Source organism: Bacteroides sp. 2201st1_D9_2201SCRN_220225 (genome assembly GCF_040928965.1).
Classification (GTDB): Bacteria; Bacteroidota; Bacteroidia; order Bacteroidales; family Bacteroidaceae; genus Bacteroides; species Bacteroides stercoris.
Window position 1 is genome coordinate 1 of sequence record NZ_JBCODG010000086.1, and the last position, 17,804, is coordinate 17,804.

Genomic DNA, 17,804 nt, shown 5'->3' on the forward strand with positions numbered 1-17,804 from the left:
TAAGCTGTGAGACTGCCTGATTCTTCAGTTCGTTCCGTAGCTGCCAGTTCTCGGAATATTTTCTCAGGCTTTCATCCTGTGAGTGGTAATAAGGAAAATAATCGTACTGCCGGTTAAAGCATGATGCACACCGGGTGGACCATTGGGAACGGTCAAAACCGACAATCACTTCCTTCCCGTCAAGTATCTGCCTGTTCCCCCTGCTTTTGGAAAGGGGGGAAAGGGATACGGTCTGTGTCTTGTCCATGCGGGAGACGATAATATGCACATGCAGCTGCAGTCCCGGTTTCCTGTCACCGGCTTTTGCCCTGCCGGCTTCCACTTCGGGATCATCGCCTTTATAATGGCGTTCCGTTTCCACACGTCCATACCATACCAGATCATCACCGGACTTGATTTTCTCCCGGTAAAAGTTCCGGGCATATTCGTCCATGCATCCGCGGGAGAATTTTTTCAGCTCGGCCAGTACCTCTTCCTGCTCACCGGCGGTCAGTTCCGAGAATTCCCCGACTTGCTTTCCGGTCACCTTTTCTATGAGATGCCTCTGCTCCTCACCGCTCGGATTGATGGAAAGCATATAGAACTTATCATCATTTCTTTTCAGGGTTCTGTGGTTATTGTCTATATGGTGCATGACAGTCCGGGGTGTGACAAAGTCTTTTTGTTGTGAAAAAAAATTATCATAGTAAGGACGTACATCCTGTGACTCCTTGCTGAGATATTCCACCAGCTGCACACATTTTCCCTTGTTATCCGATACTCCCGGGGTATTGACAGGCCGGTGTGCTTTACAGTACATATTCCTCGTCAATCTTCTTGATGAGCAGCTGCAGGGTGTTAATGGGTATCTTGACCTCATCGCTGAACTTTACCTTCACAAACCTGTCGGGATTGAGTTGGTATTTGACAAGTTCGGCCAGGCGTTTAAGTTTGTCCGCATATCCGGCATTATCATCGGATACCGCCTTTTCGTTTTCAGAAACCTGTTGTTGGAGCTGGCGGTTCTTCTCCTTGAGATCACGCATCTCATTCATCAGGCGGGCATAGTCGGGGGCATCCTGAAGACCACCACTCATATTGGACATCTTTTCAAGAATAGGCTTGAATATATCCCGTTCCTGAGACTTTACTATTTTGACGAGATCCTCAATCCGTTTCTCCACCAATGCTGTCGGATTCTTGGAAGCATAACGCGGATTATATCCGGTAATTTCAAAAAAAGTAATCATCCTGTCAATACACAGGTTGGGGGTATCACCGCCCTGAAAGATTTCCAGGCGTTTTTTTACGCTTGGAGAAATCCGGATCAATTTGGTAGAGTTTTCTTTGTTTGTATACATTTTGTCACTGATTAAGTTTCTGAGACAAAGGTAGATATAAGCTTGTTGGATGTCAAGCGATACACCTACTCAATCAGGATAATATATTATAATATACTGAAAATTAGTAAAATGCCACGTCGTTTACAAGAAGTTTACTGAAAGTTGACGGTACAATTATTTTAAAATCAGTACCATAAATTCCTTTTGTTTACGTTTGTATATATTCAAGTAAATGGTGTATATATGTAATTGCTTATTCATCAACGCTTTGCGTCGATTAAAGTTCTCGCGTGCGGGAACTCCTCTTGCTCTTCCTTATCAGGAATTCACTAAGGGACTTTCAGCCCCTTAGCCCCGGAAGCCACAAAGCCCCGAAAGCACTTCGGAACAGTCGTACAATCCGAAGGCCCCACCCATGAAAGAAAGTGACAAACAGAAAATGGCAGTAAATGCATGGAAACGGATGGAAACAGCGTGTGAACTCCCCCTTGAAAGGAAGACGGATACAATTATTAGCAGAAGCAAAAGTAAGCTAATTCACTGATAAAGAGCTGTGTATGATTTGGACAAACAGAGAAAAATCATTACCTTTGATATGTAATAATAAAGGATATAACACGTTATGAATGAAGAAATTAGAAACATTTTAGCCGAGAATGGGACAAAGACTTCGAAGATACGTAAACTTCTTCTGCTCGGCCTTACCCACCGGGAAATAGCGGAGCTCGTTACTCGTGGAAATCGTGGATTCGTGTGGAACGTCTATAAAAGGATGAGAGATGAAGGATTGCTACCTGCTACTCAGACTTCCGTAGTTACCGTACCCGAACTTGATTATTCTTTCAGAAGAAAATTCGGTGTCGAGATAGAGGCTTACAACTGCACATTTGAACGGCTCGTTCACGAATTGAGAGAGGCGGGTATTGAAGTGGCCAGTGAAGCATACAACCACCATTTGCGCTCACGTTGGAAACTGATTACGGATAGCAGTCTGAACGGGAATGACACATTTGAGCTCGTAAGCCCTATATTGGTGGGAGAAGACGGATTGGAAGAACTGGAAAAAGTCTGCTGGGTTTTGGATGCCTGCAATGTAAAGATTAATGGAAGCTGCGGCCTGCATGTGCACATGAGTGCTGAAGACTTCAGCATCACTACTTGGCAGAATCTGCTTCTTTCATATAAACATGCCGAAGTTGAGATTGATAAATTTATGCCAGTTTCACGCAGAGGAAACAACAATAATTTCTGTACTTCTCTCAGCCGCTTCTCTGATGAACGGATACGCTCGGTACGAAACATTGAAGAACTCCAGAATCTGTTCCCAAACAGATATATGAAAGTCAACCTTCAAGCCTATTCGCGCCACAAGACGGTGGAGTTCAGACAGCATTCGGGAACTATCAGTTTCACAAAGATAGAAAATTGGGTGTGTTTTCTCGACAGAATGATTACCTTTGCATCTGTAAGCGCACTCCCGACAGGAAGCAGATTGGAAAATTTTCCTTTCTTGGGGGAAAAACAAAAATTGTATTATAAATTAAGAACAAAAAAATTAGCCGTATGAATAAGAAAACATATATGTTGCCTGGTGACGAACGTATCGTTGCCGGCAACGCCAAAGAGTTTGTGCATGAACTTCGTGTGGGCAGTTGGATGGATTCCGATTGTACCGATGAACAGTATATGCACAATTTTGCCGAACGTTATGTGGTGCAGTCGGGTGTACGGATTGCCACCGATACACCTGAGAAGTTCCTTGCCGATTTGATTCGGACAGGATATGCCAAAGAAATGTAACGGACGGTTTCCTTTATTATTACACCATCCCCGTTTTCCTTTCATGGGAAGATGGGGATTTTTTTGTTCAGGCAGAAAGCATCTATTTATTTACTTGAATATACAAATTACTTAACTATATCTATAAGCAATTTACTTAATAAGTAATATATTGTACACTTATATTTATGTAGATATAGAAAAATTTCATCTTGTCATCCGGATATTCTTCCGTTCTCCCCTGAAAACAGTAATTTCACCCTTGAAAAAATGGAAAAGATGATGTAACACCTGCGGGGCTGAATCATCTTCATCCTGAGTATGGAATGTCTTATCTTTGCCGGCTCAAAAAGAGAAAGACATCAAATGGAAACTACGAGCCGCTTTTTAAAAGATAAACAGTATATGTGGTACAAGGTAAGGGAACTATGTTCCAAAGGACTCAACAAGACACAGATCGGCAGATGCCTGGGCGTAGACAGAAGCACCGTACGGCGATACCTGGCGATAAGCAGGGAAGAATTCATCAGGAAACAGAACTCTCATCGCAGGCATAAGTTGAAACTTGGAAAATATGAGGAGTATGTGCGCGGAACCCTGGAAGAATATCCGTACATATCTGCTGCCAGAATACATGACTGGCTCAGGGAATGTTATCTGGACTTCCCCCAAGTATGCGACAAGACCGTATTTAACTTTGTCGGACGCATAAGGGAAAAATACGGCATTGGGAAGAGCTCGGACGGTAAGGTTCGTCGGGATTATGAGAAACAGCCGGACACACCTTACGGGGAATATGCACAGGCTGATTTCGGTGAGAAATGGATACCTGCCGGAAACGGAAGCAACGTGAAAGTGTACTTCTTTGCAATAGTACTTTCACGATCCAGGCAAAAGTTCATCCATTTCAGCCGCCGGCCTTTCGATACGGAACTTGCAGTATACGCACATGAGCTTGCCTTCCAGTATTTCGGCGGAAAGCCCCGCAAGATAATCTATGACCAGGACAGAGTACTTATATCAAGGGAGAATTTGGGAGATCTGGTGCTGACTACAAAATTCCAGTCATTCGTAAAGGAACAGCATTTTCTGCCTGTATTCTGCCGAAAAGCGGACCCGGAATCGAAAGGAAAGGTGGAGAATGTGGTCAAGTACGTAAAGGGTAACTTTCTCTCAGGGAGGCTTTTTCATGACATAGACAGACTTAATGAAGAGGCACGCCTTTGGCTGGAAAGGACTGCGAACGGAAAAGAGCATGGAACCACCCGTCTGATCCCCAGCCGGGAGTTTATCGTGGAGAGAAATTTCATGATGCCCTATCATGGAACTCCGCAACCACCGCAAGAGTACATGACCGAATACCATGTACGTAAAGACAATACGGTACAGTATCGGGGAAACTACTACAGTGTTCCTTCAGGAACCTACCGGAGTGGAGAAACAACAGTATGGCTACAAGAAGCTGAAGGCTGTCTGGAACTGTACAGTAAAGATACGGGAAAACTTCTGGGCAGGCATCCTCTTAGCATGGGAAGAGGGAAGATCATATATGATGAAAGCCATAGGAGAGCCAGAAATGCCGGTACACAGAAATTGGCAGAACGCATCCTTATATATGTATCTTATAACAAGGAAGTCGCCTTATGGCTGGAAAATCTGCGCCGACGAAAGGAACGCTACTACAGGAGTAATCTGGAAGTAATCCTGCGCAGTATTCCGAGCTATGACGGACATACGCTGGTCGAAGCCATACGCATATGTCTGGACCGGGGCATCTATAACGGGGAGTCGGTCAGGAACCTTTGCGAGTGTGTGCGCAGGAACTCCAGAGAAATACCGGAAAATGGCAGCACTTATATTTCACAACCGCCGGGCATGCATCCACCGTTTCAAACCGGGATGATGCAGTCTTACAAAGATATTTTCACGAATCATGATAAAACGTAAAAAAGAACTGGTTGAATATGCACGACGTCTGAAACTGGCAAGTCTGGCCGAACACATGACGGAGATTATACATGAGGCACAGGAAAAGCAGCCTACCTATTCGGAATTCCTGCTATCCTGTCTTGCAAGAGAAGCAGGCGAAAGGGACCGCAAAAGCTTTCTCTCCCGGATGAAGGTGGCCGGTCTCCCTGCCAGGCATACTTTGGATGAGTATGATTTCAACCGGACAGAAGGACTGGACGGCAGGCAACTTCGGGAGTTGCGTGAACTCACGTGGATGAGCAGGGCATACAATCTTCTCCTGATAGGAGGTCCCGGAACCGGAAAGACATTTATTGCATCTGGACTCGTCCATGAGGCGGTGAAGGAGGGATACAATGCTACCTTGATAAGCCTGGAAGATCTGCTCGTCTGTCTGAAGACAAGAGATGTTTCCCGACATGCCATGAAGACCTATAAAAGGATAATGAAAGCCCGGTTGCTGGCAATTGATAATGTCACATTATATCCCTTGAAAAGAGAAGACATGCTGCTATTGTTCAAGCTGGTTAACGCCCTTCAGGAGAAAGTGTCACTCATTATTATTGCGAACAGGGGACTGGCGGAGTGGTTGGAAGAGCTGGGAGATGAAGCGGTGGCTGCTGCCTTGCTTGACAGGTTGCTCTACTGTTGTGAAGTAATCAATCTCTCAGGAAAGAGTTATCGTCTGGCGAATAGGAAAACAATTTTTAGCAATCAGACATAGGGTATTGCTATATAAAAAGGGTTAATTAATGTAAACTATTAAAGGCGCAAAAGTGGAATATATTAAATTACTAAAAAATGAGGTGTGTAAATTTGCAAGGTACAATTTTCTTTTGGCTGTTTGTTTTCTGTTTATTTCTATAGCTATTTGTACATACATATTTCCCATGTTTTCTTTTTTTTGACTTAAAACCCGGTTGGGTTTTGATTTGTAGTTTTTATCTTTGCAGCATACAAACCTGAATAAATAATAGATATCATGAAAAAACGAATTGTTACCGGATTATTTACTGCCCTGGCTGTGATGGCAAACGCGCAGTCTTTTACCGAATGGCAGAATCCGGAAGTGAATGCTGTGAACCGTGCCCCGATGCACACCAATTATTTTGCTTACGAATCGGAAGGCGTGGCACAGACGGGAGTTAAAGAGCACTCTTCCCGTTTTATGACCTTAAACGGTACTTGGAAATTCTTTTGGGTGAAAGATGCAGACGCCCGCCCCGTTGATTTCTGGAAGCCGGGGTTCAATGATAAAGGCTGGTGCGATATGCCTGTTCCCGGTGTTTGGGAGCTGAATGGCTTTGGAGATCCTATTTACGTGAACGTAGGTTATGCCTGGCGCAATCAGTTCAAGAATAATCCGCCGCAAGTGCCTGTTGTGGATAATCATGTCGGTTCATACCGCCGGGAGATTGTAGTGCCTGCTACTTGGAAAGGTAAGGACATTATAGCTCATTTCGGTTCGGTGACTTCCAATATGTACCTGTGGGTGAACGGCAAGTATGTAGGTTACAGCGAGGATAGTAAACTGGAGGCAGAATTCGACCTCACCTCTTACCTGAAACCGGGACAGAAGAACCTGATAGCTTTTCAGGTGTTCCGCTGGTGCGACGGCACATATCTTGAAGATCAGGATTTCTTCCGTTATAGCGGAGTGGGACGCGACTGCTATCTGTATGCCCGTGATAAGAAACGTATCGAGGATGTCCGTGTCACTCCGGATTTGGATGCTGACTACAAAAACGGCTCTTTGCGTGTGGAAGTCAGTCTGAAAGGTAACGGTAATACCGCCTTGGAGCTATTGGATGCCGAAGGCAAGCAGGTGGCAACGGCAACTGTACGCGGTAACGGGGTTGCTGTAATGAACCTTGACAATCCGCACAAATGGACAGCTGAAACTCCGTATCTTTATACATTACGTGCTGCTTTGCAAGGCAGTGGCGAGGTTATTCCCATAAAAGTGGGTTTCCGTAAAATAGAACTGAAGAATGCGCAGGTATTGGTAAACGGCAAGCCTGTCCTGTTCAAGGGAGCCAACCGTCACGAAATGGATCCTGATTACGGTTATGTCGTTTCCCGTGAGCGTATGATTCAGGATATTCAGCTTATGAAGCAGTTCAATCTGAATGCGGTGCGTACCTGCCACTATCCCGATAATAATCTGTGGTATGACTTGTGCGATCAATACGGTATTTATGTGGTAGCGGAAGCCAATATCGAGTCTCACGGAATGGGATATGAAGAATCCACTCTTGCCAAACGTGCCGATTACAAGAAAGCTCATATGGAGCGTAATCAGCATAATGTACAGCGCAGTTTCAACCATCCGAGCATCATTTTCTGGTCATTGGGTAATGAAGCCGGTTATGGGTCTAACTTTGAAGCGGCTTATGACTGGGTGAAAGCGGAAGACCCGAGCCGTGCCGTGCAATACGAACAGGCCGGAAAGACAGGAAAGACCGATATATTCTGTCCGATGTATTATGGATATAACGATTGTCTGAAATATTGTGAGGATGATTCTATGAACAGACCTCTCATTCAGTGTGAGTATGCGCATGCCATGGGTAATTCGGAAGGCGGTTTCAAAGAATATTGGGATATGATTCGCAAATATCCCAAATATCAGGGTGGTTTCATTTGGGATTTTGTAGACCAGTCCGTTCGTTGGACCGGTAAGAACGGTAAGATGATTTATGCCTATGGCGGTGACTTCAACCGCTTTGATGCCAGCGATGTCAATTTCTGTAACAATGGTCTTGTCAGTCCCGACCGCGTACCCAATCCTCATATGTACGAGGTAGGACGTATCTATCAGAATATCTGGACAACTCCGGCCGATTTGCAGCGTGGAGAAATTAATGTATTCAACGAAAACTTCTTCCGTGACCTTTCGGGCTGTTATCTGGAGTGGGAAATGCTGAAAGACGGCAAGGTGATGCGCAGCGGTCGTGTGGATGACCTGAATGTAGCTCCGCAGCAGACTGCTAAAGTCAAACTGGATTTGGGAACTGTCTGCCAGTGTGCCGAGTGGTTGCTTAACGTGTCTTATAAATTGAAGGAACGTGAAGGTCTGCTTCCGGCAGGGCATATTGTTGCTAAAGACCAATTGACGCTGAATGCCTATCAGGCTCCTGCAATGGATTTGAAGAACACGGAATTGAGCAACGTGGAAGTGGCTGCTCCCGTGATACAGGAGAATGACTGCAACTATCTTATTGTCTCCGGTGAGGCTTTCCGCATGGAGTTCAACAGGCATACCGGTTATCTGACCAAATACGAAGTGAACGGTTTGGATATGATTAAGGAAGGTGAGGCGCTTACGCCCAACTTCTGGCGTGCTCCTACCGACAATGATTTCGGCGCTAACCTGCAACGTAAATATGCTGTCTGGAAGAATCCGGAGATAAAACTGACTTCTTTCAGTCAGCACACCGAGAACGGACAAGTGATTGTGGAAACGGCTTATAAACTGCCGGAAGCATCGGCGGAGTTAAGTCTGACATATGTTATCAACGACAGTGGTGCTGTTAAAATCACTCAAAAGATGGTTGCCGATAAAAATGCCAAAGTAGCCAACCTCTTCCGTTTCGGCATGCAGATGCCTATGCCCCGCAGCTTTGAAACTGTAGAATACTACGGCCGCGGTCCGGTGGAGAACTATGCAGACCGTAACCATTGTACCGACCTCGGTATCTATCGCCAGAGCGTATCGGAGCAGTTCTATCCGTATATCCGTCCGCAGGAAAATGGCACAAAGACGGATATCCGCTGGTGGAAGATGCTGGATGCAGCCGGTAACGGTATAGAGGCAGTTGCTGCCGCTCCGTTCTCCGCATCGGCTTTACACTATACGATTGAATCTTTGGATGAAGGCTGGAGCAAGCGCCAGGGGCACTCTCAGGAGGTGGAAGAGGCGGATTTGACAAACTTCTGCATTGATAAGGTTCAAGCCGGTTTGGGATGCGAGGATAGTTGGGGACGCATAGCCCGTCCTGAGTATCAGGTGCCTTATGCTGATTATGAATTTACGTTTATCCTGACTCCGGTACATCATAACATCGGAATACAATGAGGAAACCGGCCGGAAGTAAACGTTTTCCGTAGAGGTACGTTGCATTCAGCCGGACTCTTCTGATATGCAAGGCATCGGACTGCCATTCCAAAGTCGGTTATGAGGCTTTCGGGGGAGTCCGGTGCTTTGTTCTGTTTACACCTTAGGAGCGATTTATTTTGCTCCGTCCAGATACCCTTTTTTGAACATATTGACAAAGAGAAAGAACAGGGAAAGTAGTAACGGGCCGAATATGACCCCCATAAATCCAAAAAGGGAGAGGCCGATAACAACTCCGAAGACAGTGATGAGCGGATGAATATCGGCCATTTTCTTTTGAATGACGAAACGTATCAGATTATCGAGTTGCGAGATGACAAGGGAACCGAATATGACCAGTCCGATTGCTTGGAACCAGTTGCCGATAAGTGCCATGTATACGGCTATGGGAATCCATACCAATGCCGTACCTGCCATGGGTATGATACTGGCGAAACCTGTAAGAAAGCCTGAAAATAGAATATTGGGAGCATCGAATATCCAATAGCCGAGCATGGCTACTCCGCCTTGTATTACGGCAAGCAAAGGTATGCCGATGGCATTGGAACGGACAATCATATTGATTTCGTGTACTATCTCCTGTGTGTTGGTTTCATTGAAAGGAAGAAGTTCGTTGACATATTGCTCCATTTTCTTTCCGCCTATCAGCATGAAGTAGAGGACAAATACCAGTACAAACATATTGACGATGAAGCTGCTGATGCCTCCCATTAATGTCTGTCCGATGCGTGGAAGGGATGAAATGAAGAATGAAAGGCTGTTTCCGCTTAGTACATTGTATCCGGTTCTGGCCTTGATAATGGAGGCGGCTTCTTCAAAAGGTGCAATGACTGCCTGCGGATCAAGGTTGATGTTCTGCAGGTTTACTACCGCCAGCCATACTACCAATGCCAGAGGAACGAGAAAGCATAAAATGGCTTCTGCCGTAATGACGGTGGCAGCTATGCTCCGTTTTATCTTTCGCTTTTCGGACAGATAAATCATCTGGCGCCTGACCAGTATATAGATGGTCAATGCACCCAACAGACCGCCTAAGAAGGGAGTGATTTGCCTGGCGAGGATAATCCCCAACCCGATAATGATGGTAATCAATGAATATTTCCAGTATTGCTCTTTTGTACTCATAGAATATGTTGTTTCTTTGAAAAAGAAACATTATAAGAGCCGGAAATGTTTTTGAGGAATATGCGGAGATTGAATTTTATCCTTCGTCCAGCCAGCCTTTTCCCTGACGTACGATTTCTGCCTCGCCACCGGTGCAGTCCACTACTGTGGAACCCTCTATGCCACCTATTCCACCGTCGATAACCAGGTCGACGATATTGCCGAACTTCTCATCAATCAGTTCGGGGTCGGTGCAGTATTCAATGTCTTCGTTTTCGTTATGGGGGAGTGTGGCGGTCATGATAGGGGCATCCAGCAGGCGTGCCAGCTCCCGTATTATCGGATGGTCGGGCATACGGATTCCTACTTCTTTCCGGTTGCGGAATATCTTCGGCAGACGGACTGTGCCGTTTAAGATAAAGGTGAAAGCGCCCGGAAGGTTGCGCTTCATTAATTTAAACGTGTTGTTGTCGAACTTGGCATATTCGCTGATGCTGCTCAGGTCGTAGCAGATGATGGAAAGGTTGTTCTTCTTGGGGTCGGTGTTTTTGAGCTGGCAGATACGTTCTATCGCACGTTCCTTCAGTCCGTGGCAGCCGATGGCATACATGGTGTCGGTGGGGTAGATGATGATGCCGCCGTCGTTCAGAATGTCGATTACTTGTTGCAAATCTGCCGGGTTGTTGTTCTTTTCATAAAGTTTCAGAAGCATGATATTGTCGGACTTGGTTTAAAAGTATATTACAAAAGTAATAATAAGTTTCTTGAAATCAAATGTATAAGGATGGATTTTATTTTGAGGAGCGCTTTTTGCGGAGTTCTTCCGCCAATCGCCATTGCAAGGCTGCTTCAACCTCTTTTCCGGCTTGCATCAAAGCGTCCCCGAAGAGTTCGTGAGCCCCGGCATGTTCGGGCTTTAGGGTGGTGGCTTTGTCCAGGTCGGCTATGGCACCTTCAATGTTTCCGAGTTTAAGCCGCAACTTTCCACGGTTGTACACGGTTTTGAATTCGGCGGGGCGCAAGCGTACGGCACGGTTCAGGCATTCTTCGGCTTCCTGGTATTGGTTTTCGTTGAAGAGGGTGACGCCTTTTCGCACCCAGGCATCCGTGTATTCGGGATAAAGCTCCAAAGCTTTGTCATAATTGGCAAGGGCGGCACGGGCGTCGCGGGCTTGGGTGATGCACTCGTTCCCCATGGCATAATATTCGCGGGCGTAGTCTTGCAGGCGCTTCCGCTGTTTTTCCATGTCTTGTTTCAGGCAGACGTTCTCCGCTTTCAGCCGGTTGATGATATTCAGCTTTTTGCGGATAAGACGTTGCACTACGGGTTTCTCGATGTCATAACGGGAATGGATGGCCTTGAAGAATTCATTGAGGAAAGTCTCGAAGTCTCCCTGGTCGAAGGCTTTGGCTGCCGCTACATATTGCACATCTGCCTGTGCCTGCTTCAAGGCACGGTCAATGGCCTGGCGGTTGTTGAAGCGTTGGGCGAATCCTACAATTTCGGGACGTACGAATACATCGGCGCGGCTGACGGGCTTTTTCAGTTGTATCCCTTCCAGCGATGTGCACCGGCTGAGTGCCACGTATGCTTGTCCACCGGCAAATACGCCACCGGTGAAGTCGATGACTACCCGGCTGAAAGTCAGTCCCTGGCTTTTATGGACAGTGATGGCCCATGCCAGTCGTACAGGATATTGGGTGAAAGTTCCTAATTCCTCTTCCTCAATCTGTTTTTTTTCTTCGTTGTATTTGTAGCGGATATTCCGCCAGGACTCCCGTTTCACATCACATTCCTTGCCGTCGTCGGTAATGATGTAGAGTGTTTCTTCAATAGGGTCGAAGCCGCTGACAATGCCGATTGTACCGTTTACCCACCGGCGGTCGAAATCGTTTTTAATGAAAATGATTTGAGCGCCCGGTTTGAGTACCAGTTCCTGAGAGGTGGGAAGGCTGCTTTCGGGAAAGTCGCCCATGATTTCACCATGAAACGTAACGGGGTCTCCCGGAAGCTCGGCAAGTTTTTTGTCATTGATATAATCCACATTATCGCGGCGGGTGGCGAGGGTGATGTACATATCGGCTTCGGACTGTTCTATCTGTGTACCGTAGCGGGTATTGAGCAGTTGCAGGTCGGCAGCGCCTACTGTATTGCTCCGTATATGGTCCAGTACGTTGACAAATACCTTGTCGGTCTGACGGTAGACGGTTTGCAGTTCAATGGACACGAGGTCTATCTGTCCGAATACTCTTGCAGAGAAGAAATAAGGGGTAGGATAGAAACGGTTCAGTATGTCCCGTTCGTCCCCTTTCACTACGGGTTCCAACTGGAATACATCGCCCACCAGCAGGATTTGTTTTCCGCCGAAAGGCTCCCTGAGGTTGCGTGAGTAAACCCGCAAAATACGGTCGACGGCATCGATGATATCTGCCCGTACCATGGAAATCTCGTCGATGATAACCAGCTCCAATTCTTCAAGGAGCTTGCGGTGAGGTTTGGTGTATTTAAAGAATTCGTGGATGCGTCCCCGTTGTAAGCTGAAATTGGGGTCATCGGGCAGCAGAGGATAAAACGGCAGTTTGAAGAAACTGTGCAGCGTGCTTCCCCCCGCATTGATGGCGGCAATTCCCGTAGGAGCCAGCACAACGTGTTTCTTCTTGGTATGTTCGCAGATATACCGGAGAAAGGTAGACTTTCCCGTACCCGCTTTCCCCGTCAGGAAAACAGACTGGCGGGTGTACTGTATGAGGTTCAAGGCATCTTGAAACTCCTTGTTCTGAGTGTCGGGTACGAAGGACATATGCATAGCTGGCTTTCAACCCTCAACTTTCGATTATTCCGTATTGTTTTAGTGCATTGGCTATGCCGTTGTCGTCAACGCTCGTAGTGACATAACCGGCTGCGGCTTTAACATCGTCTTTGGCATTGCCCATAGCCACTCCAATGCCTGCATGACGCAACATGCTGATATCGTTTCCACCGTCGCCGAAAGCCATCGTTTCTTCCAGACGGATGCCGAAATGCCGGATTATCTCGTCGATGCCGCGTTGTTTGGTATTTCCTTTGGCGGTGACATCTACAAATGCCGGATGCCAGCGTCCCATTTCGCAGTTGGGAATGGAAGGCAGCAGGAGTTGTTCTTCTTCAATATCGATAAAGGGCGTCAGTTGGTAGTACTCCTTGTCCGAATGGTTGTCTGTATAGGGTTTGGGTGGGATGGGGTCTGTTTTGAGTTGTCTGTTGAATATCTCTGTTACGAGTTCGCCCGGCTGATTGACGCAAATATCGTGTTCACCCACCAGTATGCAGGGGAGATTGCGCTCGTGACAGAAGCCTGTCAGTGCATCGACTTCGGCTGCCGGTATGGGACTTTTGTAGATAACGGTATCGTCCACAAAACAATAGGCGCCGTTCATGGTGATGTAGCCGTCTATCAGTTTCCGTTCCTGCAGGGCGGCGAGGTTATTGATGATGACACGCGGACGTCCGGTAGAAATGAATATCTGTATGCCTTTGGCTTTGGCGGCTTCCAGCGCTTCGATGGTGGAAACGGGAATCTGGTGGGTCTTGAAGCTCACCAGTGTACCGTCGATGTCAAAAAACAGGGCTTTAATCATATATGTCTCTTTTAAATTGGTTGGCAAATTTACTCAAAAGCAAAGATATTTCGTACTTTTGCGAATAATTTTATATACTGTCGTTAAACTCGGAAACTCAATTAAAATAGCTTGAACCTTATGAAGTATAATTTTGATGAAGTGATTGAACGCCGCGGTACGGACTCCGTAAAATGGGACGGCGTGGAGAATGTATGGGGACGTAAAGATTTGCTTCCCATGTGGGTGGCCGATATGGATTTCCGTACGCCGCCTTTTGTGATGGATGCGTTGCGCCGTCGTCTCGACCACGAGGTTTTGGGATATACTTTTGCCTGTGAGGAGTGGTATACCTCTATTTGCAGTTGGTTGCACAAGCGTCACCAGTGGGATGTTACGCGTGATATGCTGACGTTTGTTCCCGGAATTGTACGCGGGCAGGCCTTTGCGCTGCAATGCTTTACCAAACCGGGCGACAAGGTAATGGTAATGACTCCGGTGTACCATCCTTTTTTCCTGGTGACCGAACGCTTGGGACGCGAAGTGGTCTATTCTCCGCTCGATTTGTACGACGGGCATTATCATATTGATTTTGAGCGTTTCTCTAAGGATATCCGGGGATGCAGGTTGCTTATCCTTTGTAATCCCCATAATCCGGGCGGACGTGTATGGACGGTCGAAGAACTGCGTCGGATAGCGGATATTTGTAAAGAGAGCGGGACTATGGTCGTTTCCGACGAGATACACGCAGATCTTACCTTACCCCCTTATAAGCATCATCCTTTCGCCACGGTGTCCGAGGCTGCCGCACAGAATTCTCTTACTTTTATGGCTCCCAGCAAGGCTTTCAATATGCCGGGATTGGGCAGTTCGTATGCCATAGCGGTGAATGAGGATATTCGTCGGCGTTTCCGGGAGTTTATGGAAGCGGGCGAGTTCTGCGAAGGGCATTTATTTGCTTACATCGGCGCTGCAGCTGCCTATACGCACGGTGAAGAGTGGCTGGAACAGGTACTCGGATATGTACAGGCCAATATCGACTTTACGGAGAATTATCTGAAAGAACATGTTCCGGGCATCGGTATGATACGCCCGCAGGCCTCTTATCTCGTTTTTCTGGATTGTAGGGCATTGGGCCTGCCGCAAGAGAAGTTGGCAAGACTGTTTGCGGAAAAAGCTCATCTGGCCCTGAATGACGGGACGATGTTCGGCAAACCGGGAGAAGGCTTTATGCGGTTGAATGTAGGCTGTCCCCGTTCGGTGCTGCAAAAAGCGCTGGAACAACTGTCCGCAGCGGTTAAGGAAGAGATGGCAAAGGGATAGGGCTGGCAGAAATACATGGTTGAATGGCGGCGTTACCTATTTATAATGACTGTCGTTCTTTAATATACCTATATCAGGTGATTGCGGCATCGGGTGCGATGCCGTATCTTTGCAACATCAGATTTAAAGAATGAATTAGTTAGTCATAATTACGTAACCACTTTTATGAAGATAAAAGGATCCCCGTTTTCCGATGCGACATCGTGAAGCGGGGATTTGTTTTGTGGCGGATGCGGCGGAGATACCTGCCGGACTGATGAAGTTCCAGCGGCAGGTCAATATGTTTTCCTCCTATGGGGAAACGGGTTTTGCATTCTTTCTTCCGGCAGGCTGTGTGGAAGAAAGGATTATAAAGTATCTTTAATATCGCTCAGTTCTACCAGCTTGTTCACAATGGCATAGATGGTGAGGCCTGCGGGAGAATGTATCTGCAACTTGCGTGCAATGTTGCGGCGGTGGGTGATGACGGTATGGATAGACAGATACAGTTTGTCGGCAATCGCCTTGTTGGTCATGCCTTTTACGACGCAGGTAATGATTTCCTTTTCACGTTGGCTGAGCGTTTCCTGTTCGCTGTCCTTCTCATCTTCTTCTTCGGTATGGAGAAGACGGTTGATTTTTGTGGTAATCATTTCGATATCGTCACAGATGGCGATGCTTTCGTCATACTCTTTCAGCGCATTATTGTCGATGACGGAACATACCAATGCGATGTATTTGATACTGTTTCCGTTATGGTTTGTCTTGAAAGAGGGCAGGTCGAACCAACCGCCGAAAGTAGGGTTTACGATTACAATATCGGGAGTGTGCAGATGTATAAAGTTCTGCAATGCTTCCGGTGACGACACCTCGATGGGGTGCGCATTCAGATTGGGAATGCGTTTGAGCACTGCCGCAAGACCACTTCGTACAATGACCGAAGTTTCTGCAACAACTATTTTCAGAGAAATATTATTGTTCATCTTTCAGTCTTTTTTCTATTTGCGCTACGGCGGGAACAAACATATAGTCTTCTACCTGGCAATGCGATGCAAGGTCCTGTTCGCAATTGAAGATGTCGAAAAGGACGGCGTTCAGAAGATTGTTGTTCTCTTTTTCCGGATAGTACTTGATGATGATGTTTTTCAGTTCCTTCAGCTTGGTGTCTATCTGGTTGTGCTTGCTGGCGAAAGTGGCGATGTTGTACACATCGGACGGTCTGCCTTGCAGCAGTTGCTCCACGTAAGTGAAGACGGCTTTGTTTTCGTATTCCATGTGGCGGCGCACTTCTTTGGCGTATTCGTCAAAGAACTTAAGGATGAGATAAGCCACATCATTGTCTCTGGAGCAGTCTATGGCTTCTATCAGCTTACGGCGCATGGCAGGCAGGTTGAAGTCGAGGAAGTAGGCGTGTGCGCGTTTCAGATAATCCATCAGTGCCGGAATCGAGAATGAATCATTGTCCGCACTGTACGAGTATTGCTCCTCGCTGATGAAATTGGCTACGGCGAGGAAAGTGCGGTAGTCTACATGCTGGGCTTCGCAGACATCCTTTACACTCTTGTCTCCGAAGCCGAGCGACAGCCCGAAACGGCTCATCACCATTAATAAGGAGTAATTGTCACAGATGAGGTCGCTCATCTTGTCCGTAGCCCGATATTTATGTTGTTCATTCATTGCAGGTTATTTCTTTCCACTCTATGTTTCGGGCGCAAAGTAACGGCTTTTCTTCGAGAACTGCAATCGCTATTTGTAGGTATTTTGACCGGTGTGATATACTAATCCGGATTGATTTTTTATCTTTGTCGAGATTAACGGTAAAACTTCTTTGCTATGAAACGGACTTTATTGGCTTTGATTGCCGCCATTGTATCTTTGGGAAGCGCCGAACCGCTTTCCGCCTGTACTTCTGCCGTAATTTCCGGCAAGGTTACCCCCGACGGACGTCCTTTGTTGTGGAAGAACCGCGATACGGACTTTTCGCAAAACAGCGTGAGATACTTCTCCGGCGGTCGCTATCCTTTTGTAGCCGTTGTGAACAGTGTGGAAGACAATCCGACGGATGTGTGGATAGGTACGAACGCCGCGGGCTTCTCCATTATGAATACGCAATCCTATAATCTGGTCGAGCTGAAACCCGGTGAGGAGCGTGGAGAGGCCAACGGACGGGTAATGCGGCGTGCGTTGGAAGTGTGTGCCACGGTGAAGGATTTCCGACAATTTCTCGATACGCTGTCCAAGCCCAGCCTGATAGAGGCCAACTTCGGTGTGATTGATGCCAAAGGCGGTGCTGCCATGTTCGAAGTGGATTATTACGAGTATGTGGTGTACGATGCCAACAATCCCAAGGATGCGCCTTGCGGATACATTGCACGCACCAACTTCTCTTTTTCCGGCAAGGTGAATGAGGGAGCGGGTTATGTCCGCTTTATGCAGGAAGATAAGCTGCTGATGCCGGCCTCTGCTACGGAACAGATTACGCCGCAATGGATATTCAGGGAACTTTCCCGCTCTTTTGCCAATCCGCTTTTGGGGATTGATTTGAAGAGCGGGGATTTCAATCGTCCTAAGACAACGGGGTGGTTTGTAGACCAGGACTTCATCGCACGCAGCAG

General features: G+C 46.9%; 15 protein-coding genes and 1 pseudogene. 8 read left to right on the forward strand and 8 right to left on the reverse strand.

The annotated features are described in order from the left end of the window. Positions 1-799, reverse strand: a 799-nt coding sequence (locus AB5903_RS19605) for a DUF5712 family protein (RefSeq protein WP_368118131.1), incomplete at its 3' end; no start/stop codon positions are given. Then, positions 789-1,340, reverse strand: coding sequence for a BfmA/BtgA family mobilization protein (locus AB5903_RS19610; RefSeq protein ID WP_368118132.1), 552 nt, complete (start codon positions 1,338-1,340; stop codon positions 789-791). The genes AB5903_RS19610 and AB5903_RS19605, both read right to left, overlap by 11 nt. Before the next feature lie 604 nt (positions 1,341-1,944). Here AB5903_RS19610 and AB5903_RS19615 point away from each other — a divergent pair. The 5 genes from AB5903_RS19615 (at position 1,945) to AB5903_RS19635 (ending at position 9,147) form a co-directional block, all read left to right on the forward strand. Then, on the forward strand, positions 1,945-2,889 hold the full coding sequence (locus tag AB5903_RS19615) for an amidoligase family protein (RefSeq protein ID WP_368118133.1): 945 nt from the start codon (positions 1,945-1,947) through the stop codon (positions 2,887-2,889). Beyond that, on the forward strand, positions 2,886-3,122 hold the full coding sequence (locus AB5903_RS19620) for a hypothetical protein (protein WP_004288881.1): 237 nt from the start codon (positions 2,886-2,888) through the stop codon (positions 3,120-3,122). Before AB5903_RS19615 ends, AB5903_RS19620 begins: the two co-directional genes overlap by 4 nt. A 345-nt stretch (positions 3,123-3,467) precedes the next feature. Continuing rightward, complete coding sequence (istA, locus tag AB5903_RS19625; protein ID WP_368118135.1) at positions 3,468-5,048, forward strand: IS21 family transposase; 1,581 nt, start codon at positions 3,468-3,470, stop codon at positions 5,046-5,048. Beyond that, complete coding sequence (gene istB, locus AB5903_RS19630; protein ID WP_368118137.1) at positions 5,035-5,793, forward strand: IS21-like element helper ATPase IstB; 759 nt, start codon at positions 5,035-5,037, stop codon at positions 5,791-5,793. The genes istA and istB overlap by 14 nt, the downstream gene beginning before the upstream one ends. A gap of 258 nt (positions 5,794-6,051) precedes the next feature. Further along, a complete protein-coding gene (locus AB5903_RS19635; protein ID WP_368118139.1) occupies positions 6,052-9,147 on the forward strand; it encodes a glycoside hydrolase family 2 TIM barrel-domain containing protein in 3,096 nt (1,031 codons plus the stop codon). 153 nt (positions 9,148-9,300) lie between these two features. On the opposite strand, the gene AB5903_RS19640 is transcribed toward AB5903_RS19635, so the two are convergent. The 4 genes from AB5903_RS19640 to AB5903_RS19655 all read right to left on the reverse strand — a co-directional run bounded on the left by AB5903_RS19640 (position 9,301) and on the right by AB5903_RS19655 (position 13,908). After that, the gene (locus tag AB5903_RS19640; RefSeq protein WP_005658031.1) at positions 9,301-10,311 is read right to left on the reverse strand and encodes an AI-2E family transporter; all 1,011 of its coding nucleotides are present in this window, start codon (positions 10,309-10,311) and stop codon (positions 9,301-9,303) included. 76 nt (positions 10,312-10,387) lie between these two features. Next, the gene (locus tag AB5903_RS19645; RefSeq protein WP_005658029.1) at positions 10,388-11,002 is read right to left on the reverse strand and encodes an L-threonylcarbamoyladenylate synthase; all 615 of its coding nucleotides are present in this window, start codon (positions 11,000-11,002) and stop codon (positions 10,388-10,390) included. Positions 11,003-11,081: 79 nt separating this feature from the next. Further along, positions 11,082-13,091 (reverse strand): tetratricopeptide repeat protein, encoded by a 2,010-nt coding sequence (locus AB5903_RS19650; protein WP_040316323.1) that lies wholly within the window; start codon positions 13,089-13,091, stop codon positions 11,082-11,084. Positions 13,092-13,113: 22 nt separating this feature from the next. Next, a complete protein-coding gene (locus AB5903_RS19655; protein WP_005658025.1) occupies positions 13,114-13,908 on the reverse strand; it encodes a Cof-type HAD-IIB family hydrolase in 795 nt (264 codons plus the stop codon). A gap of 120 nt (positions 13,909-14,028) precedes the next feature. On the opposite strand from AB5903_RS19655, the gene AB5903_RS19660 reads away from it, so the two are divergent. Then, entirely contained in the window at positions 14,029-15,210 is a 1,182-nt protein-coding gene (locus AB5903_RS19660; protein ID WP_005658024.1) for a MalY/PatB family protein, read from the forward strand. Between the two features lie 193 nt (positions 15,211-15,403). After that, complete coding sequence (locus AB5903_RS19665; protein ID WP_005658021.1) at positions 15,404-15,574, forward strand: hypothetical protein; 171 nt, start codon at positions 15,404-15,406, stop codon at positions 15,572-15,574. Here AB5903_RS19665 and AB5903_RS19670 read toward each other — a convergent pair. Together AB5903_RS19670 and AB5903_RS19675 are read right to left on the reverse strand one after the other, a co-directional pair. Then, the gene (locus AB5903_RS19670; protein WP_005658017.1) at positions 15,558-16,172 is read right to left on the reverse strand and encodes a response regulator transcription factor; all 615 of its coding nucleotides are present in this window, start codon (positions 16,170-16,172) and stop codon (positions 15,558-15,560) included. The genes AB5903_RS19665 and AB5903_RS19670 overlap by 17 nt on opposite strands. Further along, a complete protein-coding gene (locus tag AB5903_RS19675) occupies positions 16,162-16,866 on the reverse strand; it encodes a hemerythrin domain-containing protein (RefSeq protein WP_005658014.1) in 705 nt (234 codons plus the stop codon). The genes AB5903_RS19670 and AB5903_RS19675 overlap by 11 nt, the downstream gene beginning before the upstream one ends. Positions 16,867-17,022: 156 nt before the next feature. On the opposite strand from AB5903_RS19675, the pseudogene AB5903_RS19680 reads away from it, so the two are divergent. Then, positions 17,023-17,804: pseudogene (locus AB5903_RS19680) on the forward strand (hypothetical protein); the annotation flags it as partial.

Bases quoted from the DNA above. Each gene is read 5' to 3' on its own strand.
- AB5903_RS19635 (WP_368118139.1), top strand. From the start codon at position 6,052: ATGAAAAAACGAATTGTTACCGGATTATTTACTGCCCTGGCTGTGATG.
- AB5903_RS19675 (WP_005658014.1), bottom strand. From the start codon at position 16,866: ATGAATGAACAACATAAATATCGGGCTACGGACAAGATGAGCGACCTC.
- AB5903_RS19665 (WP_005658021.1), top strand. From the start codon at position 15,404: ATGCGACATCGTGAAGCGGGGATTTGTTTTGTGGCGGATGCGGCGGAG.
- AB5903_RS19615 (WP_368118133.1), top strand. From the start codon at position 1,945: ATGAATGAAGAAATTAGAAACATTTTAGCCGAGAATGGGACAAAGACT.
- AB5903_RS19660 (WP_005658024.1), top strand. From the start codon at position 14,029: ATGAAGTATAATTTTGATGAAGTGATTGAACGCCGCGGTACGGACTCC.
- AB5903_RS19650 (WP_040316323.1), bottom strand. From the start codon at position 13,091: ATGTCCTTCGTACCCGACACTCAGAACAAGGAGTTTCAAGATGCCTTG.
- AB5903_RS19645 (WP_005658029.1), bottom strand. From the start codon at position 11,002: ATGCTTCTGAAACTTTATGAAAAGAACAACAACCCGGCAGATTTGCAA.
- AB5903_RS19655 (WP_005658025.1), bottom strand. From the start codon at position 13,908: ATGATTAAAGCCCTGTTTTTTGACATCGACGGTACACTGGTGAGCTTC.
- AB5903_RS19670 (WP_005658017.1), bottom strand. From the start codon at position 16,172: ATGAACAATAATATTTCTCTGAAAATAGTTGTTGCAGAAACTTCGGTC.
- istA (WP_368118135.1), top strand. From the start codon at position 3,468: ATGGAAACTACGAGCCGCTTTTTAAAAGATAAACAGTATATGTGGTAC.
- AB5903_RS19620 (WP_004288881.1), top strand. From the start codon at position 2,886: ATGAATAAGAAAACATATATGTTGCCTGGTGACGAACGTATCGTTGCC.
- AB5903_RS19640 (WP_005658031.1), bottom strand. From the start codon at position 10,311: ATGAGTACAAAAGAGCAATACTGGAAATATTCATTGATTACCATCATT.
- AB5903_RS19610 (WP_368118132.1), bottom strand. From the start codon at position 1,340: ATGTATACAAACAAAGAAAACTCTACCAAATTGATCCGGATTTCTCCA.
- istB (WP_368118137.1), top strand. From the start codon at position 5,035: ATGATAAAACGTAAAAAAGAACTGGTTGAATATGCACGACGTCTGAAA.